Below are 23,193 nucleotides of genomic sequence, written 5' to 3' on the forward strand. Positions count from 1 at the left end.
GGTCGTCGCCGCGGAGGGGGCGGACGCGCGGGGTAGAGCGGCGGGGCTAGGAAAGACCGTACGGATTGTGCGAATGTCGGATAGCTGCCTACCGATCGCGATGGTGCAATCGGCGCAGTCGCATCGTCCAGGGACGAAGCCGGAGATCCCCGCCCTCATGCAAACCGTGTACACCGTTCTGACCCTGCTGCTGGTCGTCGGCGCCACCCGCCTGGCTGCCCAGTTGCTGCCCTTGCCGCTACCATTGATCCAGATCGCCGCCGGGGCCCTGCTGGCCTTGCCCTCCCTCGGGCTGCACATTGCCCTCGACCCGGAGCTGTTCCTCTTCCTGTTCATTCCGCCGCTGCTGTTCGTCGATGGCTGGCGTATTCCCAAGCGGGAAGTCTGGCGGATGCGCTGGCCGATCCTGATGATGGCGTTCGGCCTGGTGTTCTTCACCGTGGTCGGCGCCGGCTATTTCATCCATCTGCTGATCCCGGAAATTCCCCTGGCGGCTTCCTTCGCCCTCGCCGCCGTGCTGTCGCCCACGGACGCCCTGGCGGTCTCGGCGATCACCCAGGGGCGGCTGCCCAAGCGCCTGATGCACCTGCTGGAGGGCGAGGCGCTGATGAACGATGCCTCTGGCCTGGTGGCATTCAAGTTCGCCATCGCCGCGGCGATGACCGGCGTGTTCTCGCTGGTGGACGCCAGCCTCAACTTCCTCGTGGTCGCGGTCGGCGGCCTGGCCATCGGGGTGTTCCTCAGCTGGTCGCTGGGCCGCATCCGCGCCTGGATGATCTCCCGTGGCTGGGACGACCCGGCGACCCACGTGGTACTGATGCTGTTGCTGCCGTTCGCCTCCTACATGGTGGCGGAACACCTGGGCGTCTCCGGGATTCTCTCGGCGGTGGCGGCCGGCATGATGCAGAGCTGGGTCGACCTGCTGCCGCGGCAGACTTCCACGCGCCTGCTCAACCGCAGCGTCTGGTCGATGCTGGAGTTCGCCTTCAACGGCGTGGTGTTCCTGCTGCTCGGCCTGCAGTTGCCGGACATCATGAAGTCGGTGGCCAACCACCACGGCGACCTGCTCTGGCGTTCCTCGCTGCTGCTGGCCTACGTGGCGGCGATCACCGCCGTACTGATGCTGATCCGCTACGGCTGGGTCTATGGCTACTGGAAGCTGTCGCTGCGCATCGATCGCTGGCGCGGCAAGAGCCCGCCCGGGCTGAGCGGCATCTCCCTGCGCCGTCTCTCCGCCCTCAGTGCATTGAGCGGCGTGCGTGGTGCGGTGACCCTGGCGGCGGTGCTGTCGGTACCGATGAGCCTGATGGATGGCAGCGCCTTCCCGCAGCGCGATCTGATCATCTTCATCGCCACCAGCGTGATCCTGATTTCCCTGATCGGCGCGACCATCGGCCTGCCGCTGCTGCTGCGCGGGCTGCCGGCGAGCAACAATGGCGCCCACGAGCGCGAGCGGCGCGAGGCCTGGCGCAAGACCGCGGAGGCGGCGATCCGGGCCCTGGAGAGCGAGGAATTGCCGCAGGTGGAAGGCAACGATGCGGCGAATACTTCGCGGGTCGCCGAGGCGCGTGCGCAGATCATGGCCGAATACCGCCAGTCGCTGGATACCGCACCGACCACCGATGAGGCCCGCGACCAGGCCCAAGCCCTGGAGATCGCCGACAAGGCCTTGCGCCTGAAGGCGTTGCGCGCGCAGCGCCTGGAACTGTACCGGCAGCGGCGTAACAACGAGATCGACGACGAGACCCTGGGCGATATCCTGCGCGAGCTGGACCAGCAGGAAAGCTGGCTGACCAATCGCTTCGCCCGCTGGGTGTGAACGAAAAGGGATCGCCGCGGCGATCCCTTTTCGTTTCTCCGCGCAGGCTTCAGCGCGCCCGCAGGTAGTCGCGGATGCGCTCGGCGGCTTCGACGCACTCGGCCAGTGGTGCCACCAGGGCCATGCGCACGCGGTTGGCGCCGGGGTTCTCGCCGTCCACCTCGCGCGACAGGTAGGAACCCGGCACCACCGTCACGTGCTGCTGCTCGAACAGTTCGCGGGTGAATACGGTGTCGTCCACCGGGGTACGTGCCCACAGGTAGAAACTGCCGTCCGGGCGCTGTACGTCGAGCACGCCGTCGAGGATCGCCAGCACGGCGTCGAATTTCTCGCGGTAGAGGCTGCGGTTGGCGCGCACATGGACCTCGTCGTTCCAGGCGGCGATGCTCGCCAACTGGGTCTGCACCGGCATGGCGCAGCCGTGGTAGGTGCGGTAGAGGAGGAATTTCTTCAGGATCTCCGCGTCGCCGGCGACGAAGCCCGAGCGCAGGCCGGGCAGGTTGGAGCGCTTGGACAGGCTGTGGAACACCACGCAGCGGCTGAAGTCCGTGCGGCCCAGCTCGGCGCAAGCGTTGAGCAGGCCGGGCGGCGGGGCGTTTTCGTCGAAGTAGAGTTCGCTGTAGCACTCGTCGGCGGCGATCACGAAGTCGTAGCGGTCGGCCAGGGCGATCAGCTTCTTCAGGGTCTCCAGCGGTACCAGGGCCCCGGTGGGGTTGCCCGGCGAGCAGAGGAAGAGAATCTGGCAGCGCTGCCAGGTCGCCTCGTCGACCGCGTCGAAATCGGGGTTGAAGCCGTTTTCCTCGCGGCAGGGCAGGTAGTGCGGCACGGCTCCGGCGAGCAGCGCCGCGCCTTCGTAGATCTGGTAGAACGGGTTCGGGCTGACCACCAGGCCGGGCGCCTCGCCGGGCTCGCTGCGGCGGACCACGGTCTGGGTGAAGGCGAACAGCGCCTCGCGGGTACCGTTCACCGGCAGTACGTGGCGCGCCGCATCCAGCCAGCCGGCCGGCACCGAGAAGCGCCGCTCGCACCAGCGCGCGATGGCTTCGCGCAGGGCTGGCAGGCCGAGGGTGGTCGGGTAGACCGCGAGCTGGTCCAGGTTCTCCGCCAGGGTTTCGGCGACGAAGCTCGGCGAGCGGTGCTTGGGCTCGCCGATGGACAGTGCGATCGGCTTCAGCGTCGCGGGCGGCCGGGCGCCGCCGAGCAGGGCGCGGAGCTTCTCGAAGGGGTAGGGTTGCAGGTTGTCGAGTGCGGTATTCATGGCGTTGGCAAGGCTTCTCAGAAGTTTATCCGGGTAGGCAGGGTGTCCCGTCCGTTGTCTTGTGACAGCTGCTCGACCAGGGCGGCCTGCAGGCGTTTGCACAGGTCGGGGTCGGCGAGCGGCTGGTTGCGCGCATCGGTGATGTAGAAGACGTCCTCCACGCGCTCGCCGAGGGTGGCGATCTTGGCGTTCTGCACCGACAGGTCGAAATCCAGGAAGATGCCGCCGATCCGCGCCAGCAGGCCGGGGCGGTCGGGGGCGATGACTTCGAGCACCGAGACCTGGCGCAGCGCGTCGGTGGAGATGGTCACCTGCGGGGCGAAGGCGAAGTGCTTGAGCTGGCGCGGCACCCGGCGCTGGATGATGGTCGGGTAGTCGTCGGGGTTCTTCAATGCGTCGATAAGCCCCTCGCGGATCTCGGCGATGCGCTCCGGGTTGTTGCCGATGGAGTCGCCGTCGGCGTCGAGCACGATATAGGTATCGAGGGTGAACTGGCTGGTGGAGGTGATGATCCGCGCGTCCTGGATGCTCAGGTTGAGCTGGTCCATGGCGGCCACGGTGACCGCGAAGAAATCGTGCTGGTCGGCGGCGTAGATGAAGATCTGCGAACCGCTCTCGAACTCGCGCTGGGTGGTTTCCTTGATCAGCACCAGCGGCGTGCCGTCGTCCGGGTGCTGGAGGATCGCCTCGGTGTGCCAGGCCACGTCGCCGGCGGTGTGGCGCAGGAAGTAGTCGTCGCCGAGCTGGCTCCATAACTGCTCGGCATCGTCCTGGTCGATGCCGTTGCGTACCAGTTGGTCGAGGGCCGCGGTCTGCGTCTGGCGGATCTGCTCCTCGCGGTCCACCGGGTTCTCCAGGCCGCGGCGCAGGGCGCGCTTGGTCTCGGTGTAGAGCTGCCGGAGCAGGCTGGCGCGCCAGGAGTTCCAGAGCGTCGGGTTGGTGGCGTTGATGTCGGCCACGGTGAGCACGTACAGGTAGTCGAGGTGGGTCTGGTCGCCGACCAGTTGGGCGAAATCGAAGATCACCTGCGGGTCGGAGAGGTCCTTGCGTTGCGCGGTGGTCGACATCACCAGGTGGTTCTGCACCAGCCAGGACACCAGTTGGGTGTCCCAGAGCGGCAACTGGTGGCTCTGGCAGAAGGCCTCGGCGTCCACCGCGCCGAGTTCCGAGTGGTCGCCGCCACGGCCCTTGGCGATGTCGTGGTAGAGACCGGCGATGTAGATCAGTTCCGGCTTGGGCAGACGATCGATGATCTTGCTCGCCAGCGGATATTTCTCGGCCATCTCCGGCCGATTCAGCTTGCGCAGGTGCTTGATCAGGTTGAGGGTGTGGGCGTCCACCGTATAGATATGGAACAGGTCGTGCTGCATCTGCCCGATGATATGGCCGAACTCCGGCAGGTAGCGGCCGAGGATGCCGTAGCGGTTCATCCGCCGCAGGTTGCGGTGGATACCCTGGCTGCTCTTGAACAGCTCGATGAACAGGCTGGTGTTGCGGATGTCGTGGCGGAACTCGTCGTCGATCAGGTGTCGGCTGTCGCGCAGCAGGCGAATGGTGTCGGCGCGCACGCCCTTGATTTCCGGGTGCTGGGCCATCAGCACGAAGATTTCCAGGAGGGCGAACGGGGTGCGCTTGAAGACGTTCGGGTGCGTCACCTCGATGTAGCCGTCGCGCAACTGGAAGCGACTGTTCAGCGGCTGGATCTGCACCGGCTGCTCGCAGGGCAGGATGACTTCCTCGAAGTGCTGGATGATCAGGTCGTTCAGCTCGGAGATCGCCATCACCACCCGGTAGTACTTCTGCATGAAGCGTTCGACCGCCAGTTTGACGTCGTTGTCTTCGTAGCCGAACAGACGGGCGATGCTGCGCTGGTGATCGAACAGCAGGCGATCCTCGGCGCGCCCGGCGAGCATGTGCAGGGCATAGCGGACCCGCCAGAGGAACTCCTGGCTGGAAGCCAGCATGCTGCACTCGCTTTCCACCAGGAAGCCTTCGCGCACCAGGGCGTGCAGGTTGAGGCTGCCGAACTGGCGGCGGGCCATCCAGAGGATGGTCTGGATGTCGCGCAGGCCGCCGGGGGAGCCCTTGACGTTGGGCTCGAGGTTGTACTCGGTGTCGTTGTACTTGGCGTGGCGGCGCTGCTGTTCGTGGCGTTTGGCCAGGAAGAACTCCTTGCTCGGCCACATGTGCGCGCTGCCGGTAACCTGCAGCATGCGCTGGCGCAGGCTGTCAGGGCCGCAGATGGTGCGGCATTCCATGAGGGTGGTGATCACCGTCAGGTCGGCGCGTGCTTCCTCCGCGCACTGCTGCACCGAGCGCACGCTCTGGCCGACTTCCAGGCCGATGTCCCAGAGCAGGGTGAGGAAGCCTTCGATCGGTTCGCGGAAGCTCTCCTGGTCCTCGCTGTCGAGGAGGATCAGCAGGTCGACGTCGGAGTAGGGGTGGAGTTCGCCGCGGCCGTAGCCGCCCACGGCGACCAGGGCGATGTCGGCGTCGTCTCCCCAGTCGAAGCGCTGCCAGGCCTGTTGCAGGATCTGGTCGACGCACCAGGCGCGATCTTCGATCAGGCGGCGGATGTCGCGGCCGCTGTTGAAGCGGTTGTCGAGCACTTCGCGGAATTGCCGGATGGCCTTCTTGAAGGCGGCGATCGGGCTGGACTTCAAGGCCAGTTCCGCCTGGAACTGCCCGCGATCGAACAATTCGGGATCCACCTGCGGCATGCGGCCTTCCTTTATCTGCTAGCGGTTGGGTTCGATACGCGAGCGCCCCGTCTTGGTGCGTTTTTGCGCTGTATTGGTGCGCGCGTTGCGCCGAATCGGGGCGTCGGCCCCGCCGGAATGGGGCGGGGCGTCGAGGCGCACGGCTGGCAGCAAAAGCCGGGCCGGATCAGGCTGCCGAGGTGCGCGGGAAGGTTTCGTCGTTGCGCAGGGTGAGGATCTCGTAGCCATCGGCGGTGACCAGCACGGTGTGCTCCCATTGCGCGGACAGCTTGCGGTCCTTGGTGATCGCGGTCCAGCCGTCGCCGAGCAGGCGGGTCTCCGGGCGGCCCTGGTTGATCATCGGCTCGATGGTGAAGATCATGCCTTCCTTCAGCTCGATGCCGGTACCCGCACGACCGTAGTGGAGGACCTGCGGCTCCTCGTGGAACACCTTGCCGATGCCATGGCCGCAGTATTCGCGGACCACCGAGAAGCCGTTCTTTTCCGCGTGCTTCTGGATGATTTCGCCGATATCGCCCAGGTGCGCGCCCGGACGCACCACGGAAATGCCCTTGTACATGCATTCCTGGGTGATCTGGCAGAGGCGGTCGGCCCATTCCGGGGTCTTGCCGACCAGGAACATCTTGCTGGTGTCGCCGTGGTAGCCGTCCTTGATGACGGTGATGTCGACGTTGAGGATGTCGCCTTCCTTCAGTGGCTTCTCGTTGGGGATGCCATGGCAGACCACATGGTTGATCGAGGTGCAGATCGACTTGGGAAAGCCCTTGTAGTTCAGCGGGGCGGGAATCGCCTTCTGCTCGTTGACGATATAGTCGTGGCAGATGCGATCCAGCTCCTCGGTGGTCACGCCGGGCTTGATGTGTTCGCCGATCATTTCCAGCACTTCGGCGGCCAGGCGGCCGGCGATGCGCATCTTCTCGATATCGTCGGGCGTCTTGATGGTGACGGTCATGCGAATTCTCTTCGGGCGTGCAAGCACGCATGAATAATAAGGAATACGCGATTCTAGCAGACCTGGCCGACCGATCTACTCCCGCCCGGCCATCCGCGGCGGGTTTCACTGCGTCCACGGTTATGGTATAAAGCGCCCCGCTCCGAGGCTGCGGCCTTTTCCGGAGCACAAACCCACACATGCATCGACACGATGGCCTGGGTGCCCGCAAGGGTTGGTCATTGGGATGCGTGGAGGCCTAACCCGACTTATCGAGGAACTATCATGTCCCAAGTCAACATGCGCGATATGCTGAAGGCCGGTGTGCACTTCGGCCACCAGACCCGTTACTGGAACCCGAAAATGGGCAAGTTCATTTTCGGCGCGCGCAACAAGATCCATATCATCAACCTCGAAAAGACCCTGCCGATGTTCAACGAGGCCCTGACCTTCGTTGAGCGCCTGGCCGCTGGCAAGAACAAGATCCTGTTCGTCGGCACCAAGCGTTCCGCCGGCAAGATCGTTCGCGAGGAAGCCGCTCGTTGCGGTATGCCGTACGTCGACCATCGCTGGCTGGGCGGCATGCTCACCAACTACAAGACCATCCGTCAGTCGATCAAGCGCCTGCGCGACCTGGAAACCCAGTCCCAGGACGGCACCTTCGACAAGCTGACCAAGAAAGAAGCCCTGATGCGCAGCCGTGACCTCGAGAAGCTCGAGCGCAGCCTGGGCGGCATCAAGGACATGGGCGGCCTGCCGGACGCTCTGTTCGTGATCGACGTCGACCACGAGCGCATCGCCATCACCGAAGCCAACAAGCTGGGCATCCCGGTCATCGGCGTTGTCGATACCAACAGCAGCCCGGAAGGCGTCGACTATGTAATTCCCGGTAACGATGATGCCATCCGCGCCGTGCAACTCTACCTGAACTCGATGGCCGAAGCGGTAATCCGCGGCAAGCAGGGCGCTGCCACCAGCGCCGACGAGTTCGTCGAGGAAGCGCCGGCCGAATCCGCCGAAGGCTGATTCCGGGACGTTCAGACGTCCGACGGTGCGCAGGAAGGGGGCTAGGCCCCCTTTTTGCCACCTTTGAGTTTCTGTCCGGCAGGCCGGGCACAAAGGTTTTTTGAGAGCTACCACTCAAGAGGATTTCGAAATGGCAGAAATTACTGCAGCCATGGTTAAAGAACTGCGCGAGCGTACCGGCTTGGGCATGATGGAGTGCAAGAAGGCGCTGACCGCCGCTGGCGGCGACATCGAGAAGGCCATCGACGACATGCGCGCTGCCGGTGCGATCAAGGCTGCCAAGAAGGCCGGCAACATTGCCGCCGAAGGCTCGATCGCCGTCAAGATCGCTGCCGACAACAAGGCCGCCGTGATCATCGAAGTCAACTCCCAGACCGACTTCCTGGCCCTCCAGGACGACTTCAAGGGCTTCGTCGCCGAGAGCCTGGAAAAGGCCTTCAACGAGAAGCTGACCGACGCCGCTCCGCTGGTCGAAGCACGTGAGGAAGCTCGTCTGGCCCTGGTCGCCAAGACCGGCGAGAACGTCAACATCCGCCGCCTGACCCGCGTCGAGGGCGACGTGGTCGGCGCCTACCTGCACGGCCACCGCATCGGTGTCGTGGTCAACCTGAAAGGCGGCAACCCGGAACTGGCCAAGGACATCGCCATGCATGTCGCCGCCAGCAACCCGCAGTTCCTGAGCGCTTCGGAAGTTTCCGAAGAAGCGATCGCGAAAGAGAAGGAAATCTTCCTGGCGCTGAACGCCGACAAGATCGCCGGCAAGCCGGAGAACATCGTCGAGAACATGGTCAAGGGCCGCATCAGCAAGTTCCTCGCCGAAGCGAGCCTGGTCGAGCAGCCTTTCGTGAAGAACCCGGAAGTGAAGGTCGGCGACCTGGCCAAGCAGGCCGGTGCCGAAATCGTTTCCTTCGTTCGTTACGAAGTGGGTGAAGGCATCGAGAAGGCCGAAGTGGACTTCGCTGCCGAAGTTGCCGCTCAAGTAGCCGCCACCAAGCAGTAACAAAGACGGTTTCGACTGTCGCCCCGGAAGAGGCTGCCCGCTGATGCGTGCGGCCTCTTCGTCAAATGGGGAAGCGTTCGGGGCAGCTTCCGCGTTGCCGGCCCGCTCGGCGGGCTTGCACGCAACGCAGGCGCAAAGTCGTCTCCGCCCACGACGGCCCGGCCGTCACGTATTTTTATCGCCGCAGGAGAAAAGGTCATGGCTCAGCAACTGAGCGCTCGTCAACCTCGCTATAAACGCATTCTTCTAAAGTTGAGCGGCGAAGCCCTGATGGGCTCGGAGGAGTTCGGCATTGATCCCAAGGTGCTGGACCGCATGGCGCTGGAAATCGGCCAGTTGGTCGGGATCGGCGTGCAGGTCGGCCTGGTCATCGGCGGCGGCAACCTGTTCCGCGGCGCGGCCCTGTCCGCGGCCGGCATGGACCGGGTGACCGGCGACCACATGGGGATGCTGGCCACCGTGATGAACGGCCTGGCGATGCGCGATGCGCTGGAGCGCTCGAACATCCCCGCGCTGGTGATGTCGGCGATCTCCATGGTCGGTGTGACCGACCACTACGACCGCCGCAAGGCCATGCGCCACCTCGGCGGTGGCGAGGTGGTGATCTTCTCCGCCGGTACCGGCAACCCGTTCTTCACCACCGACTCGGCGGCTTGCCTGCGCGCCATCGAGATCGACGCCGACGTGGTCCTTAAGGCTACCAAGGTCGATGGCGTGTACACTGCCGACCCGTTCAAGGACCCGAATGCCGAGAAGTTCGAGCGCCTGACCTATGATGAAGTGCTCGACCGCAAGCTCGGCGTGATGGACCTGACCGCCATCTGCCTGTGCCGTGACCAGAACATGCCGCTGCGGGTGTTCAACATGAACAAGCCGGGCGCATTGCTGAATATTGTTGTTGGTGGTGCCGAAGGCACCCTGATCGAGGAGGGTTGAGAATGATCAACGAGATCAAGAAGGAAGCGCAGGAGCGCATGGGCAAGACCCTGGAAGCGCTGGGCCATGCCTTCGCGAAGATTCGTACCGGTCGCGCGCATCCGAGCATCCTGGATAGCGTGATGGTTTCCTATTACGGGGCCGATACGCCGCTGCGCCAGGTCGCCAACGTCACCGTGGAAGACTCCCGTACCCTGGCCCTGGCCGTGTTCGACAAGAGCATGATCCAGGCGGTCGAGAAGGCCATCATGACCTCCGACCTGGGGCTCAACCCGGCCACCGCCGGCACCACCATCCGCGTACCGATGCCGGCCCTGACCGAGGAGACCCGCAAGGGCTACACCAAGCAGGCGCGTGCCGAGGCCGAGCAGGCGCGGGTTTCCGTGCGCAACATCCGTCGCGATGCGCTGGCCCAGTTGAAGGACCTGCAGAAGGAAAAGGAAATCAGCGAGGACGAAGAGCGCCGCGCCGGCGACGACGTGCAGAAGCTGACCGACAAGTTCATCGGTGAGATCGAGAAGGCACTGGAAGCCAAAGAAGCGGACCTCATGGCTGTCTGAGGCCGGGCTGACGTCATGGAAAAGACCCGGAAGGATGTGTGCGTGCCACGCCACGTGGCCATTATCATGGACGGTAACAATCGCTGGGCGAAGAAGCGTCTTCTGCCCGGCGTCGCCGGCCACAAGGCCGGTGTCGATGCCGTCAGGGCGGTGATCGAGGTCTGCGCCGAGGCAGGGGTCGAGGTCCTCACCCTGTTCGCGTTCTCCAGCGAGAACTGGCAGCGTCCGGCGGACGAAGTCAGCGCGCTGATGGAGCTGTTTCTCGTGGCCCTGCGCCGCGAGGTGCGCAAGCTCGACGAGAACGGCATCCGCCTGCGCATCATCGGCGATCGCACGCGTTTCCATCCGGAGTTGCAGGCGGCCATGCGCGAAGCGGAAGCCGCCACTGCCGGCAATACCCGTTTCCTCCTCCAGGTCGCCGCCAACTACGGCGGCCAGTGGGACATCGTCCAGGCCGCACAGCGCCTGGCGCGCGAGGTCCAGGGCGGGCACCTGGCGGCGGACGATATCTCCGCCGAGCTGCTCCAGGGCTGCCTGGTGACCGGCGACCAGCCGCTGCCCGACCTGTGCATCCGCACCGGCGGCGAGCATCGCATCAGCAATTTCCTTCTCTGGCAGCTGGCCTACGCCGAGCTGTATTTCTCCGACCTGTTCTGGCCCGACTTCAAGCACGCGGCGATGCGGGCTGCCCTGGCGGATTTCTCCAAGCGCCAGCGCCGCTTCGGCAAGACCAGCGAGCAAGTCGAGGCCGAGGCCCGTCCGTCATGCTGAAACAACGGATCATCACGGCGCTGGTGCTTTTGCCCATCGCGCTGGGTGGTTTTTTCCTTCTCGAAGGGGCGTTCTTCGCCCTGTTCATCGGCGCGGTGGTGAGCCTGGGGGCCTGGGAATGGGCGCGCCTGGCCGGCTATGAACAACAGTTCGGCCGCGTTGCCTACGCGGCGACGGTCGCCGTGCTGATGGTCGCTCTCTACCATCTGCCGCAGCTTGCCGGAGCCGTGCTGCTGCTGGCGCTGGTCTGGTGGACGCTGGCCACCGTGCTGGTGCTCACCTACCCGGAAAGCGTCGGCTACTGGGGCGGCCGCTGGCGCCGCCTGGGCATGGGCCTGCTGATCCTGTTGCCGGCCTGGCAGGGGCTGGTCCTGCTCAAGCAGTGGCCGCTGGCCAATGGCCTGATCATCGCCGTGATGGTGCTGGTCTGGGGCGCGGATATCGGCGCCTACTTCTCCGGCAAGGCCTTCGGCAAGCGCAAGCTGGCGCCGCGGGTCAGCCCCGGCAAGAGCTGGGAAGGCGTTTACGGCGGCCTGGCGGCCAGCCTGGCGATCACCCTGGCGGTCGGCCTCTACCGCGGCTGGTCCCTCGGCGCGCTGCTCCTGGCCCTGCTCGGTGCGGCGCTGGTGGTGTTCGTCTCGATCGTCGGCGACCTCACCGAAAGCATGTTCAAGCGCCAGTCCGGAATCAAGGACAGCAGCAACCTGCTGCCCGGCCACGGTGGCGTGCTGGATCGCATCGACAGCCTGACGGCAGCCATCCCGGTGTTCGCGGCCCTGCTCTGGGCCGCCGGCTGGGGTGCGCCATGAGTCGACCGCAGCGGATCAGCGTGCTCGGCGCGACCGGCTCGATCGGCCTGAGCACCCTGGACGTCGTCCAGCGTCATCCCGATCGTTACGAAGCCTTCGCCCTGACTGGCTTCAGCCGCCTGGCCGAACTCGAGGCGCTGTGCCTCAGGCACCGCCCCGTCTATGCGGTGGTGCCGGAGCAGGCCGCGGCGATTGCCTTGCAGGGCTCGCTCGCCGCGGCGGGTATCCGCACCCGGGTGCTGTTCGGCGAGCAGGCGTTGTGCGAAGTGGCCAGCGCGCCCGAAGTGGACATGGTAATGGCGGCCATCGTCGGCGCCGCCGGGCTGCCGTCGACCCTGGCGGCCGTCGAGGCCGGCAAGCGCGTACTGCTGGCCAACAAGGAGGCGCTGGTGATGTCCGGCGCGCTGTTCATGCAGGCGGTCAAGCGCAGCGGCGCGGTGCTCCTGCCGATCGACAGCGAGCACAACGCGATCTTCCAGTCGCTGCCGCGCAATTATGCCGATGGCCTGGAGCGGGTCGGCGTGCGCCGGATCCTCTTGACCGCCTCCGGCGGCCCGTTCCGCGAGACGCCGCTGGAGCAACTCGCTTCGGTGACGCCGGAGCAGGCTTGTGCGCACCCGAACTGGTCGATGGGGCGTAAGATTTCCGTCGACTCCGCCAGCATGATGAACAAGGGGCTCGAACTGATCGAGGCGTGCTGGCTGTTCGACGCCCAGCCGAGCCAGGTCGAGGTGGTGATCCACCCGCAGAGCGTGATCCACTCGATGGTGGACTACGTCGACGGTTCGGTGATCGCCCAGCTCGGCAATCCGGACATGCGCACGCCGATTTCCTATGCCATGGCCTGGCCGGAGCGAATCGATTCCGGCGTTTCGCCGCTGGATATGTTCGCCGTCGGTCGCCTGGATTTCCAGCGCCCCGACGAGCAGCGCTTCCCCTGCCTGCGCCTGGCGAGCCAGGCCGCGGAAACCGGCGGCAGCGCCCCGGCCATGCTGAATGCCGCGAACGAGGTGGCCGTGGCCGCATTTCTCGAGCGGCACATCCGCTTCAGCGACATCGCGGTTATCATCGAGGACGTGCTGAACCGCGAGGCGGTGACCGCAGTCGAATCGCTCGATCAGGTCCTGGCTGCCGATCGCCGCGCGCGTTCGGTCGCCGGGCAATGGTTGACCCGGCACGCCGGCTAGTCTTCGGACGGCCTGGAGGTAGGAGATGAGTGCGCTTTACATGATCGTCGGCACCCTGGTAGCCCTGGGTGTGCTGGTGACGTTCCACGAATTCGGCCACTTCTGGGTCGCGCGACGCTGCGGGGTGAAGGTCCTGCGCTTCTCCGTCGGCTTCGGCACGCCGCTGGTGCGCTGGCACGACCGGCACGGCACCGAGTTCGTGGTGGCGGCCATTCCGCTGGGCGGCTACGTCAAGATGCTCGACGAGCGCGAGGCGGAAGTACCGGCCCATCTGCTCGAACAGTCCTTCAATCGTAAGACGGTCCGTCAGCGGATCGCCATCGTCGCGGCTGGTCCCATCGCCAATTTCCTACTGGCGATTCTGTTCTTCTGGGTCGTCGCCCTGCTCGGTAGCCAGCAGGTACGCCCGGTCATCGGTTCCGTGGCGCCGGAGAGCCTGGCCGCCCAGGCCGGCCTGGAGGCCGGGCAGGAGCTGCTGGCGGTGGATGGCGAGCCCGTCACCGGCTGGAACGGGGTCAACCTGCAGCTGGTTCGCCGTCTCGGCGAGAGCGGTACGCTGGAAGTGCGGGTGCAGGAAAAAGGCTCGAATGTCGATTCCACCCACCAGGTGCGTCTGGATGGCTGGCTGAAGGGCGAGGACAATCCCGATCCCATCGCCTCGCTGGGCATCCGGCCCTGGCGGCCGGCCTTGCCGCCGGTGCTGGCCGAACTCGACCCCAAGGGGCCGGCGCAGGCCGCCGGGCTGAAGCTCGGCGACCGCTTGCAGAGCATCGATGGCATCGCCGTCGACGACTGGCAGCAGGTGGTGGACAGCGTCCGTGCCCGTCCCGGGCAGCGCGTCCAGCTCAAGGTGCTGCGCGACGGCGAAGTGCTGGATGTTGCCCTGGAACTGGCGGTGCGCGGCGAGGGCAAGGCCCGGAGCGGCTACATGGGGGCGGGGGTCGCCGGTACCGAATGGCCGGCGGAAATGCTCCGCGAAGTGAGCTACGGACCGCTGGAGGCGGTGGGTCAGGCGCTTTCCCGAACCTGGACCATGAGCCTGCTAACGCTCGACTCCATAAAGAAAATGTTGCTCGGCGAGCTCTCGGTAAAAAACTTGAGCGGGCCGATAACCATTGCTAAAGTGGCGGGCGCTTCAGCCCAGTCTGGCGTGGGGGATTTTCTCAATTTCCTGGCCTATCTGAGCATTAGCTTGGGGGTTCTCAACCTGCTGCCGATCCCTGTCCTCGATGGCGGGCATCTGCTGTTCTATCTGGTTGAGTGGGTGCGCGGGCGCCCATTATCCGAACGGGTACAGGCTTGGGGGATGCAGATCGGCATCAGTCTGGTCGTTGGCGTGATGTTGCTCGCTCTGGTCAACGATCTGAGTCGTCTGTAGTCATGTTGAATTCGAATCTGCCGCCCTTTGCGGCAGATTCTCTATTTGTCAGTTGGAAAAAAAGGACTCCATGAAACGCTTTCTGCTACCCGCGCTGCTGTCAGCGCTGATGATCGCCGAGGTTCACGCCGAGTCCTTCACTGTTTCCGATATCCGGGTCAATGGCCTGCAGCGCGTGTCCGCCGGTAGCGTGTTCGCCGCCCTGCCGCTGAACGTCGGCGAGACCATCGACGACCAGGCCCTGGTCCAGGCCACCCGCTCCCTGTTCAAGACCGGCTTCTTCCAGGACATCCAGCTCGGCCGTGATGGCAACGTGCTGGTAGTCACTGTAGTCGAGCGCCCGTCGATCTCCAGCATCGAGATCGAGGGCAACAAGGCGATCTCCAAGGAAGACCTGCTCAAGGGCCTGAAACAGTCCGGCCTGGCCGAGGGCGAGATCTTCCAGCGCGCCACCCTCGAAGGCGTGCGCAACGAGCTGCAACGCCAGTACGTGGCCCAGGGCCGCTACTCGGCCGAGATCAACGCGGAAGTGATCCCGCAGCCGCGCAACCGCGTCGCGCTGAAGATCAACATCAACGAAGGCACGGTCGCCGCGATTTCCCACATCAACGTGGTGGGCAACACCGTCTTCTCCGAAGAAGACCTGACCGACCTGTTCGAACTGAAGACCACCAACTGGCTGTCGTTCTTCAAGAACGACGACAAGTACGCCCGCGAAAAGCTCTCCGGCGACCTCGAGCGCCTGCGCTCCTATTACCTGGACCGCGGCTACATCAACATGGATATCGCCTCCACCCAGGTATCCATCACCCCGGACAAGAAGCACGTCTACATCACCGTCAACATCAACGAGGGTGAGAAGTACACCATCCGCGACGTGAAGCTGACCGGCGACCTGAAGGTGCCGGAAGAGGAAGTGAAGCGCCTGCTGCTGGTACAGAAGGGCCAGGTGTTCTCGCGCAAGGTGATGACCACCACCTCCGACCTAATCACCCGTCGCCTGGGCAACGAGGGCTACACCTTCGCCAACGTCAACGGCGTGCCGGAAGCCCATGACGACGACAAGACCGTCTCGGTGACCTTCGTCGTCGACCCGGGCAAGCGCGCCTACGTCAACCGCATCAACTTCCGCGGCAACACCAAGACCGAAGACGAAGTGCTGCGCCGCGAAATGCGCCAGATGGAAGGCGGTTGGGCCTCCACCTACCTGATCGACCAGTCCAAGGCCCGTCTGGAGCGCCTCGGCTACTTCAAGGAAGTCAACGTCGAGACCCCGGCGGTTCCCGGCACCGACGACCAGGTCGACGTCAACTACAGCGTCGAAGAGCAACCGTCCGGCTCGATCACCGCCAGCGTCGGCTTCGCCCAGAGCGCCGGCCTGATCCTCGGCGGCTCGATCAGCCAGAACAACTTCCTGGGTACCGGCAACAAGGTCAGCATCGGCCTGACCCGCAGCGAATACCAAACCCGCTACAACTTCGGCTTCGTCGACCCCTACTGGACCGTCGACGGCGTCAGCCTCGGCTACAATGCCTTCTACCGGAAGACCGACTACGACGAACTCGACGTCGACGTCGCCAGCTACTCGGTGAACAGCCTGGGCGCCGGCATGAGCATCGGCTACCCGATCAGCGAGACCTCGCGCCTGACCTATGGCCTGAGCGTGCAGCGCGACCAGATCGACACCGGCCGCTACACCGTGGACGAGATCTACGACTTCCTCGACAAGGAAGGCGACAACTTCACCAACTTCAAGGCTTCCATCGGCTGGTCCGAATCGACCCTGAACAAGGGCGTACTGGCCACCCGTGGTCACTCGCAGAGCCTGACCCCTGAAACCACCCTGCCGGGCAGCGACCTGTCGTTCTACAAGATCGACTACCGTGGCCAGGTCTTCGCCCCGCTGACCGACAACTACACCATGCGCTTCCACACCGAGCTGGGCTATGGCGACGGCTACGGATCCACCGAGCGCCTGCCGTTCTACGAGAACTACTACGCCGGCGGCTTCAACTCGGTGCGGGGCTTCAAGGACAGCACGCTGGGCCCGCGCAGTACGCCCTCTGTGGCTCGTAATCCAGACGGTACGCCTATGAAGAACCAAGGGCCTGACAGCAAGGGCCGTTACACCGACCCGGACCAGGATCCCGAAGCCTTCGGTGGTAACATCCTGATCACCGGCGGCGCCGAGCTGCTGTTCCCGCTGCCGTTCGTCAGGACCAGCGCCAGTTGCGTACCGTGCTGTTCTGGGACGTGGGTAGCACCTTCGATACCGACTGCCCGACCAAGACCACCACCAACTGCGACGGCATCAAGACCGACAACCTCGCCAGTTCCGTGGGCGTCGGCCTGACCTGGATCACCGCGCTGGGCCCGCTGAGCTTCAGCCTGGCGACGCCGATCAAGAAGCCGGACAACGCGGAAACCCAGGTCTTCCAGTTCTCCCTGGGCCAGACCTTCTGATTTGTACGTAGTACCGAGTAACGAAACCATGCTTTGTGCAGGAGTGCATCGTGCGTAAGTTCACCCAGTTCGTCCTGATCACCGCAGCCATCATGGCGGCTCCTTCGGCGTTCGCTGAAATGAAGATCGCGGTGCTCAACTACCAGATGGCGCTGCTCGAGTCCGATGCCGCCAAGCAATACGCCGTGGATGCCGAGAAGAAGTTCGGCCCCCAGCTGAACAAGCTGAAGAACCTCGAGCGCGACGCCAAGGCGCTGCAGGACAAGCTGGTTTCCAACGGCAGCAAGATGTCCCAGGGCGACCGCGAGAAGGCCGAGCTGGACTTCAAGCAGAAGGCCCGTGACTTCCAGTTCCAGTCCAAGGAATTGAACGAGTCGAAGGCCGCCGCCGACCGCGACATGCTGAAGAAACTCAAGCCGAAGCTGGACCAGGCCGTCGAGGAGACCATCAAGAAAGGTGGTTACGACATGGTCATCGAACGTGGCGCCGTGGTCGACGTCAAGCCGCAATACGACATCACCCGCCAGGTGATCGAGCGGATGAACCAGCTGCGTTGATGATGAGTACCTTGTCCTACACCCTGGGCCAGCTGGCCGCGCATGTCGGCGCGGAACTCCGTGGCGACGCGGACCTGCCGATCCAGGGCCTGGCGACCTTGCAGGAGGCCGGACCGGCTCAGCTGAGCTTCCTGGCCAACCCGCAGTATCGCAAGTACCTGCCCGAAAGCCGTGCCGGCGCCGTCCTGCTGACGGCTGCCGACGCCGACGGGTTCGCCGGTACCGCGCTGGTGGTGGCCAACCCCTACCTGGCCTATGCCAGCCTGTCGCACCTGTTCGATCGCAAACCGAAGGCGGCCGCCGGTATCCATCCTACCGCCATCGTCGCGGCGGACGCCGAGGTCGATCCGAGCGCCAGCGTCGGCGCCTATGCGGTGATCGAGAGTGGCGCCCGCATCGGCGCTGGCGTCAGCATCGGCGCGCACTGCGTGATCGGAGCCCGTAGCGTGATCGGCGAAGGCGGCTGGCTGGCGCCGCGGGTCACGCTCTACCACGACGTCACCATCGGCGCGCGGGTGAGTATCCAGTCGGGCGCGGTGATCGGCGGCGAAGGTTTCGGTTTCGCCAACGAGAAGGGCGTCTGGCAGAAGATCGCCCAGATCGGCGGGGTGACCATCGGTGACGACGTCGAGATCGGCGCGAACACCACCATCGACCGTGGAGCACTGTCCGATACGCTGATCGGCAACGGTGTGAAGCTGGACAACCAGATCATGATCGCGCACAACGTGCAGATCGGCGATCATACCGCCATGGCCGCTTGCGTCGGCATTTCCGGCAGCGCCAAGATCGGCAGGCATTGCATGCTCGCCGGCGGCGTTGGCCTGGTCGGCCATATCGAGATCTGCGACAACGTTTTCGTGACCGGCATGACCATGGTGACCCGCTCGATCACCGAGCCGGGATCGTATTCCTCCGGTACCGCCATGCAACCGGCGGCCGAATGGAAAAAAAGCGCCGCGCGCATTCGTCAACTGGACGACATGGCGCGTCGACTTCAGCAGCTGGAAAAACGCCTGGCTGCCGTGACCTCAAGCGGTGACGCTTCATCTGATGCGTAATTGACGTTTTTTTGCGTCACCCTTTTCTGAACAGGCTCCCCCTAACATGATGGACATCAACGAGATTCGCGAATACCTGCCTCATCGCTATCCTTTCCTGCTGGTGGATCGGGTGGTAGAGCTGGACATCGAGGGCAAGCGCATTCGCGCCTACAAGAATGTCAGTATCAATGAGCCGTTCTTCAACGGACATTTCCCCGAGCACCCGATCATGCCGGGCGTGCTGATCATCGAGGCGATGGCCCAGGCGGCCGGTATCCTCGGTTTCAAGATGCTCGACGTGAAGCCCGCCGACGGCACCCTTTACTACTTCGTCGGTTCGGACAAGCTGCGCTTCCGCCAGCCGGTCCTGCCGGGCGACCAACTGCAACTGCACGCCAAGTTCATCAGCGTGAAGCGCAGCATCTGGAAATTCGACTGCCACGCTACCGTCGACGACAAGCCGGTATGCTCGGCTGAAATCATCTGTGCGGAACGCAAACTATGAGTTTGATCGATCCTCGCGCCATCATCGATCCGAGCGCCAGGCTGGCGGCTGACGTCCAGGTGGGCCCGTGGTCCATCGTCGGGGCGGAAGTGGAGATCGGTGAAGGGACGGTGATCGGTCCGCACGTGGTGCTCAAGGGCCCCACGAAGATCGGCAAGCACAACCGCATCTACCAGTTTTCCAGCGTCGGCGAGGATACTCCCGACCTGAAATACAAGGGCGAGCCGACGCGCCTGGTGATCGGTGACCACAACGTGATCCGCGAAGGCGTGACCATCCATCGCGGAACCGTCCAGGATCGCGCGGAAACCACCATTGGCGACCACAACCTGATCATGGCCTATGCGCACATCGGCCATGACAGCGTGATCGGCAACCATTGCATCCTGGTGAACAACACGGCGCTGGCCGGGCATGTCCACGTGGACGACTGGGCGATCCTGTCCGGCTACACCCTGGTGCACCAGTACTGCCGGATCGGCGCGCACAGCTTTTCCGGCATGGGCAGCGCCATCGGCAAGGACGTCCCGGCCTACGTGACGGTCTTCGGCAACCCGGCCGAAGCCCGCAGCATGAACTTCGAAGGCATGCGTCGGCGCGGCTTCAGCAGCGAGGCCATCCATGCCCTGCGGCGTGCCTACAAGGTGGTCTATCGCCAGGGACATACCGTCGAGGAAGCCCTGGCCGAGCTGGCCGAAAGCGCTGCCCAGTTCCCCGAGGTCGCGGTGTTCCGTGATTCCATCCAGAGCGCAACCCGCGGCATCACCCGCTGAGCCATGGCTGACGGATTACGCGTAGCCCTGGTCGCCGGCGAGGCCTCCGGCGACATCCTCGGGTCCGGACTGATGCAGGCGCTGCGGGCGCGGCACCCGGATATCGAGTTCATCGGCGTCGGTGGGCCGCGCATGGAGGCCGAAGGGCTGTCCAGCTATTTCCCCATGGAGCGCCTGTCGGTGATGGGCCTGGTCGAAGTGCTGGGCAGGCTGCCGGAGTTGTTGCGACGGCGCAAGCGCCTGATCCGCACGCTCATCGAGGCCCGGCCGGATGTGATGATCGGCATCGATGCTCCCGACTTCACCCTCGGCGTCGAACACAAGCTGCGCCAGGCTGGCCTGCGCACCGTGCATTACGTCAGCCCTTCGGTATGGGCCTGGCGGCAGAAACGGGTGCTGAAGATTCGCGAAGCCTGCGACCTGATGCTGGCATTGTTCCCCTTCGAAGCACGTTTCTACGAAGAGCATGGGGTGCCTGTGCGTTTCGTCGGCCACCCCTGGCCAACACCATTCCCCTGCAGGCGGATCGCGCTGCGGCCGCGCGCGGCTCGGATTGCCGGCGGACGGACAGGTGCTGGCGCTGATGCCGGGCAGTCGCGGCGGCGAGGTCGGCAAGCTCGGCGCCTTGTTCCTCGACACCGCCCAGCGTCTGCTCGTCGAACGGCCGGGCTTGCGTTTCGTGCTGCCCTGCGCCAGCGCTGCACGGCGCGAACAGATCGAGCAGATGCTCCAGGGCCGCGAGCCTCTGCCGCTGACGCTGCTCGACGGTGCGTCCCATGAAGCGCTTGCCGCCTGCGATGCGGTGCTGATCGCCTCCGGCACCGCGACTCTCGAGGCGCTGCTCTACAAGCGGCCGATGGTGGTGGCTTATCGGGTCGCCGGGCTGACGTACCGGATTCTCAAGCGCCTGGTGAAAAGCCCTTACATCTCCCTGCCGAACCTGTTGGCCGGACGCCTGTTGGTGCCGGAACTGATCCAGGACGCCGCCACCCCGCAAGCGCTAGCCGCAACCCTCTCGCCGCTGCTGGACGACGGCTCGCAGCAGGTGGAATTCTTCGATGCCATCCATCGGGCCTTGCGCCAGGATGCCTCGGCACAGGCGGCGGAAGCCGTCCTGCAACTGGTGGAGCGCCGCTGATGCAACTGGGGCTGGATTTCAATCTGGTGGAGGATCTGGTCGCGGGCGTCGACGAGGTCGGTCGCGGTCCGTTGTGCGGCCCGGTGGTCACCGCCGCGGTGATTCTCGACCCGAGCCGCCCGATCCTCGGCCTGAACGACTCGAAGAAGCTCAGCGAAGCCCGCCGCGAGGCGCTGTTCGAAGAGATCCGCGAGAAGGCCCTGGCCTGGTGCATCGCCCGCGCCGAGGTCGAGGAGATCGACCGGCTGAACATTCTGCATGCCACCATGCTCGCCATGCAGCGCGCGGTCGAAGGCCTCAGCGTGACTCCGCGGCTGGCCCTGATCGACGGCAATCGTTGTCCGAAACTGGCGGTGCCCTGCGCGCCGGTGGTCAAGGGCGACAGCCAGGTGCCGGCGATCGCTGCGGCGTCGATCCTGGCCAAGGTCAGTCGCGACCGGGAAATGGTCGAGCTGGACCGGGTCTATCCGGGCTATGGCATGGCCGGGCACAAGGGATATCCGACCGCGGTCCATCTCGAGGCGCTTTCCCGCCTCGGCCCGACGCCGATCCATCGACGCTCGTTTGCGCCGGTTCGCGAATTGCTGGACGTCTCTGTTCAATAATTGAACGGATGTCGCGTGACTGACCGTATCTGTCGCCTGGTGACAAGCGGCGAGCGACGTCAATAGCGGAAAGTCCTGCCCCTTCCTGCCAAGTGCCATTCACAGCGAAATTTCCTTCGGCTCGCACGTCATTCCGTGTGTGTCCGAAACACGCGGCCTTCTACCCGGGAGGTCGGCTGACAACAATCCGCCACAAGCGGAACAGGGAGTTATCCATGCAAGAATTCGCCACTCAGGTCGTCGACCTGCTCAACGGCCTTATCTGGGGCAAGATCCTCATCTGGCTGCTGGTCGGTTGCGGCCTGTACTTCACCGTGCGCCTGGGGCTGATCCAGTTCCGCCACTTCGGTCATACCTTCAGCGTGCTCAAGGGCAGCCGCCAGTCGGACGACTCGGGAATCTCCTCGTTCCAGGCGCTCTGCACCTCTCTGGCGGCGCGGGTCGGTACCGGCAACGTCGCCGGCGTGGCGGTAGCGATCACGCTCGGCGGTCCCGGCGCAGTGTTCTGGATGTGGGCGATCGCCCTGGTGGGGATGGCGACCGGCTTCGTCGAGGCGACCCTGGCCCAGTTGTTCAAGATTCGCGACGACAAGGGCCAGTTCCGTGGCGGCCCGGCCTACTACATGGAGAAGGGCCTGGGCGCGCGCTGGATGGGCATCCTGTTCTCGATCTTCCTGATCATCGCCTTCGGTTTCGTCTTCAACTCGGTGCAGGCCAATACCATCACCGGTGCCATGCAGGGCGCCTTCGGCGTGCCGACCTGGATCAGCGGCATCGCCGTGGTGATCCTCACCGCGTTGATCATCTTCGGCGGCCTGCGCTCCATCGCGCGCTTCTCCGAACTGGCGGTACCCTTCATGGCGGTGGCCTACCTGCTGCTGGCGGTGGGCATCATCCTGTTCAACCTCAGCGAACTGCCGGGCGTCCTCGCGATGGTGGTGAAGAGTGCCTTCGGCTGGCACGAGGCCGCCGCCGGCGGCATCGGCGCGGCGATCCTCAACGGCTTCAAGCGCGGCCTGTTCTCCAACGAAGCAGGCATGGGCTCGGCGCCCAACGCCGCCGCCTCGGCCACGCCCTATCCGCCGCACCCGGCGTCCCAGGGCTATGTGCAGATGGCCGGCGTGTTCATCGATACCCTGCTGATCTGCACCGCTTCCGCCGCCATCATCCTGCTGGCCGGACCGCAGGAAGGCGAGGGCATCATGCTGGTGCAGAATGCTCTGACCAGCCAGGTCGGCGACTGGGGCCGCTACTTCCTGGCGGTGATCATCCTGTTCTTCGCCTTCACCTCGATCGTCGCCAACTACTTCTATGCCGAGAACTGCCTGGTATTCCTCGAGCACAACCACCTGGCGGGCCTGTTGATCTTCCGCCTGATCGTGCTGGCGATGGTGATGTTCGGCGCGCTGGCTTCGCTGCCGTTCGTCTGGAACCTCGCCGACGTGTCGATGGGCCTGATGGCGATCACCAATCTGATCGCCATCCTGCTGCTGTGTCAACCTCGCGATCAAGCTGGCCAAGGACTATAACGCCCAGCGCAAGGCCGGCAAGCTGCCGACCTTCGACGCCAGCCAGTTCCCGGAAGTCCAGCAGAAGCTCGAACCGGGCATCTGGGACGACCGCCGCGCCTGAGCGCGGGGCGGGCGAGGCTTCTCGGCGCAGCCGAGGCGCATCGTCCGCTCTTGAACCTGTAGCTTTGCCACCGGGCCCGGTA

At 64.7% G+C, this 23,193-nt stretch carries 17 protein-coding genes and 3 pseudogenes; 17 read left to right on the forward strand and 3 right to left on the reverse strand.

The features are described 5' to 3' along the window. Positions 1-73 precede the first annotated feature (73 nt). On the forward strand, positions 74-1,819 hold the full coding sequence (locus LE197_RS36505; protein WP_010895659.1) for a Na+/H+ antiporter: 1,746 nt from the start codon (positions 74-76) through the stop codon (positions 1,817-1,819). Positions 1,820-1,868: 49 nt separating this feature from the next. Here the strand turns inward: LE197_RS36505 and dapC are convergent, their stop codons facing one another. The 3 genes from dapC to map all read right to left on the reverse strand — a co-directional run bounded on the left by dapC (position 1,869) and on the right by map (position 6,749). Next, positions 1,869-3,077 (reverse strand): succinyldiaminopimelate transaminase, encoded by a 1,209-nt coding sequence (gene dapC, locus LE197_RS36510; protein WP_003092403.1) that lies wholly within the window; start codon positions 3,075-3,077, stop codon positions 1,869-1,871. 17 nt (positions 3,078-3,094) lie between these two features. Beyond that, on the reverse strand, positions 3,095-5,797 hold the full coding sequence (locus tag LE197_RS36515) for a [protein-PII] uridylyltransferase (protein ID WP_003113862.1): 2,703 nt from the start codon (positions 5,795-5,797) through the stop codon (positions 3,095-3,097). Between the two features lie 166 nt (positions 5,798-5,963). Continuing rightward, the gene (gene map / locus LE197_RS36520) at positions 5,964-6,749 is read right to left on the reverse strand and encodes a type I methionyl aminopeptidase (protein ID WP_003092395.1); all 786 of its coding nucleotides are present in this window, start codon (positions 6,747-6,749) and stop codon (positions 5,964-5,966) included. 264 nt (positions 6,750-7,013) lie between these two features. Here map and rpsB point away from each other — a divergent pair, with 264 nt between their 5' ends. The 16 genes and pseudogenes from rpsB to LE197_RS36600 all read left to right on the forward strand — a co-directional run bounded on the left by rpsB (position 7,014) and on the right by LE197_RS36600 (position 23,111). Beyond that, entirely contained in the window at positions 7,014-7,754 is a 741-nt protein-coding gene (gene rpsB / locus LE197_RS36525) for a 30S ribosomal protein S2 (RefSeq protein WP_003092394.1), read from the forward strand. A 130-nt stretch (positions 7,755-7,884) separates the two neighbouring features. Further along, a complete protein-coding gene (tsf, locus tag LE197_RS36530; RefSeq protein ID WP_003092393.1) occupies positions 7,885-8,754 on the forward strand; it encodes a translation elongation factor Ts in 870 nt (289 codons plus the stop codon). A 198-nt stretch (positions 8,755-8,952) separates the two neighbouring features. After that, the gene (gene pyrH / locus LE197_RS36535) at positions 8,953-9,690 is read left to right on the forward strand and encodes a UMP kinase (protein WP_003092391.1); all 738 of its coding nucleotides are present in this window, start codon (positions 8,953-8,955) and stop codon (positions 9,688-9,690) included. Between the two features lie 2 nt (positions 9,691-9,692). After that, complete coding sequence (gene frr / locus LE197_RS36540; protein ID WP_003092390.1) at positions 9,693-10,250, forward strand: ribosome recycling factor; 558 nt, start codon at positions 9,693-9,695, stop codon at positions 10,248-10,250. Between the two features lie 15 nt (positions 10,251-10,265). Then, positions 10,266-11,021: a polyprenyl diphosphate synthase gene (gene uppS, locus LE197_RS36545; RefSeq protein ID WP_003113863.1), complete on the forward strand. Its 756-nt coding sequence runs from the start codon at positions 10,266-10,268 to the stop codon at positions 11,019-11,021. Further along, positions 11,015-11,830, forward strand: a complete 816-nt coding sequence (gene cdsA / locus LE197_RS36550) for a phosphatidate cytidylyltransferase (RefSeq protein ID WP_003092388.1) — start codon at positions 11,015-11,017, stop codon at positions 11,828-11,830. Before uppS ends, cdsA begins: the two co-directional genes overlap by 7 nt. Next, the gene (gene ispC / locus LE197_RS36555) at positions 11,827-13,017 is read left to right on the forward strand and encodes a 1-deoxy-D-xylulose-5-phosphate reductoisomerase (protein ID WP_003113864.1); all 1,191 of its coding nucleotides are present in this window, start codon (positions 11,827-11,829) and stop codon (positions 13,015-13,017) included. The genes cdsA and ispC overlap by 4 nt, the downstream gene beginning before the upstream one ends. A 25-nt stretch (positions 13,018-13,042) precedes the next feature. Beyond that, positions 13,043-14,395 carry a sigma E protease regulator RseP gene (gene rseP / locus LE197_RS36560; protein WP_003098594.1) on the forward strand — a complete coding sequence of 451 codons (1,353 nt, stop codon included), beginning with the start codon at positions 13,043-13,045 and terminating at the stop codon, positions 14,393-14,395. A 109-nt stretch (positions 14,396-14,504) separates the two neighbouring features. Continuing rightward, a pseudogene (gene bamA, locus LE197_RS36565) lies at positions 14,505-16,858 on the forward strand (outer membrane protein assembly factor BamA). Positions 16,859-16,908: 50 nt separating this feature from the next. Next, positions 16,909-17,415: an OmpH family outer membrane protein gene (locus LE197_RS36570; RefSeq protein WP_003098586.1), complete on the forward strand. Its 507-nt coding sequence runs from the start codon at positions 16,909-16,911 to the stop codon at positions 17,413-17,415. Then, positions 17,415-18,476 carry a UDP-3-O-(3-hydroxymyristoyl)glucosamine N-acyltransferase gene (gene lpxD, locus LE197_RS36575; RefSeq protein ID WP_003117487.1) on the forward strand — a complete coding sequence of 354 codons (1,062 nt, stop codon included), beginning with the start codon at positions 17,415-17,417 and terminating at the stop codon, positions 18,474-18,476. The genes LE197_RS36570 and lpxD overlap by 1 nt, the downstream gene beginning before the upstream one ends. A gap of 46 nt (positions 18,477-18,522) precedes the next feature. Next, complete coding sequence (gene fabZ / locus LE197_RS36580) at positions 18,523-18,963, forward strand: 3-hydroxyacyl-ACP dehydratase FabZ (protein ID WP_003092375.1); 441 nt, start codon at positions 18,523-18,525, stop codon at positions 18,961-18,963. Beyond that, on the forward strand, positions 18,960-19,736 hold the full coding sequence (gene lpxA, locus LE197_RS36585; RefSeq protein ID WP_003092373.1) for an acyl-ACP--UDP-N-acetylglucosamine O-acyltransferase: 777 nt from the start codon (positions 18,960-18,962) through the stop codon (positions 19,734-19,736). The genes fabZ and lpxA overlap by 4 nt, the downstream gene beginning before the upstream one ends. A gap of 3 nt (positions 19,737-19,739) precedes the next feature. Then, positions 19,740-20,874: pseudogene (lpxB, locus tag LE197_RS36590) on the forward strand (lipid-A-disaccharide synthase). After that, positions 20,874-21,479: a ribonuclease HII gene (rnhB, locus tag LE197_RS36595; RefSeq protein ID WP_003098580.1), complete on the forward strand. Its 606-nt coding sequence runs from the start codon at positions 20,874-20,876 to the stop codon at positions 21,477-21,479. The pseudogene lpxB and the gene rnhB overlap by 1 nt, the downstream one beginning before the upstream one ends. Before the next feature lie 215 nt (positions 21,480-21,694). Next, positions 21,695-23,111: pseudogene (locus tag LE197_RS36600) on the forward strand (alanine/glycine:cation symporter family protein). Positions 23,112-23,193: the final 82 nt, after the last annotated feature.

This window comes from Pseudomonas sp. PS1(2021) (assembly GCF_020405165.1).
GTDB lineage: Bacteria > Pseudomonadota > Gammaproteobacteria > Pseudomonadales > Pseudomonadaceae > Pseudomonas > Pseudomonas aeruginosa.

Bases quoted from the DNA above. Each gene is read 5' to 3' on its own strand.
- pyrH (WP_003092391.1), top strand. From the start codon at position 8,953: ATGGCTCAGCAACTGAGCGCTCGTCAACCTCGCTATAAACGCATTCTT.
- dapC (WP_003092403.1), bottom strand. From the start codon at position 3,077: ATGAATACCGCACTCGACAACCTGCAACCCTACCCCTTCGAGAAGCTC.
- lpxD (WP_003117487.1), top strand. From the start codon at position 17,415: ATGATGAGTACCTTGTCCTACACCCTGGGCCAGCTGGCCGCGCATGTC.
- fabZ (WP_003092375.1), top strand. From the start codon at position 18,523: ATGATGGACATCAACGAGATTCGCGAATACCTGCCTCATCGCTATCCT.
- uppS (WP_003113863.1), top strand. From the start codon at position 10,266: ATGGAAAAGACCCGGAAGGATGTGTGCGTGCCACGCCACGTGGCCATT.
- ispC (WP_003113864.1), top strand. From the start codon at position 11,827: ATGAGTCGACCGCAGCGGATCAGCGTGCTCGGCGCGACCGGCTCGATC.
- rpsB (WP_003092394.1), top strand. From the start codon at position 7,014: ATGTCCCAAGTCAACATGCGCGATATGCTGAAGGCCGGTGTGCACTTC.
- map (WP_003092395.1), bottom strand. From the start codon at position 6,749: ATGACCGTCACCATCAAGACGCCCGACGATATCGAGAAGATGCGCATC.
- rseP (WP_003098594.1), top strand. From the start codon at position 13,043: ATGAGTGCGCTTTACATGATCGTCGGCACCCTGGTAGCCCTGGGTGTG.
- rnhB (WP_003098580.1), top strand. From the start codon at position 20,874: ATGCAACTGGGGCTGGATTTCAATCTGGTGGAGGATCTGGTCGCGGGC.
- LE197_RS36505 (WP_010895659.1), top strand. From the start codon at position 74: ATGTCGGATAGCTGCCTACCGATCGCGATGGTGCAATCGGCGCAGTCG.
- frr (WP_003092390.1), top strand. From the start codon at position 9,693: ATGATCAACGAGATCAAGAAGGAAGCGCAGGAGCGCATGGGCAAGACC.
- tsf (WP_003092393.1), top strand. From the start codon at position 7,885: ATGGCAGAAATTACTGCAGCCATGGTTAAAGAACTGCGCGAGCGTACC.
- cdsA (WP_003092388.1), top strand. From the start codon at position 11,015: ATGCTGAAACAACGGATCATCACGGCGCTGGTGCTTTTGCCCATCGCG.
- lpxA (WP_003092373.1), top strand. From the start codon at position 18,960: ATGAGTTTGATCGATCCTCGCGCCATCATCGATCCGAGCGCCAGGCTG.
- LE197_RS36515 (WP_003113862.1), bottom strand. From the start codon at position 5,797: ATGCCGCAGGTGGATCCCGAATTGTTCGATCGCGGGCAGTTCCAGGCG.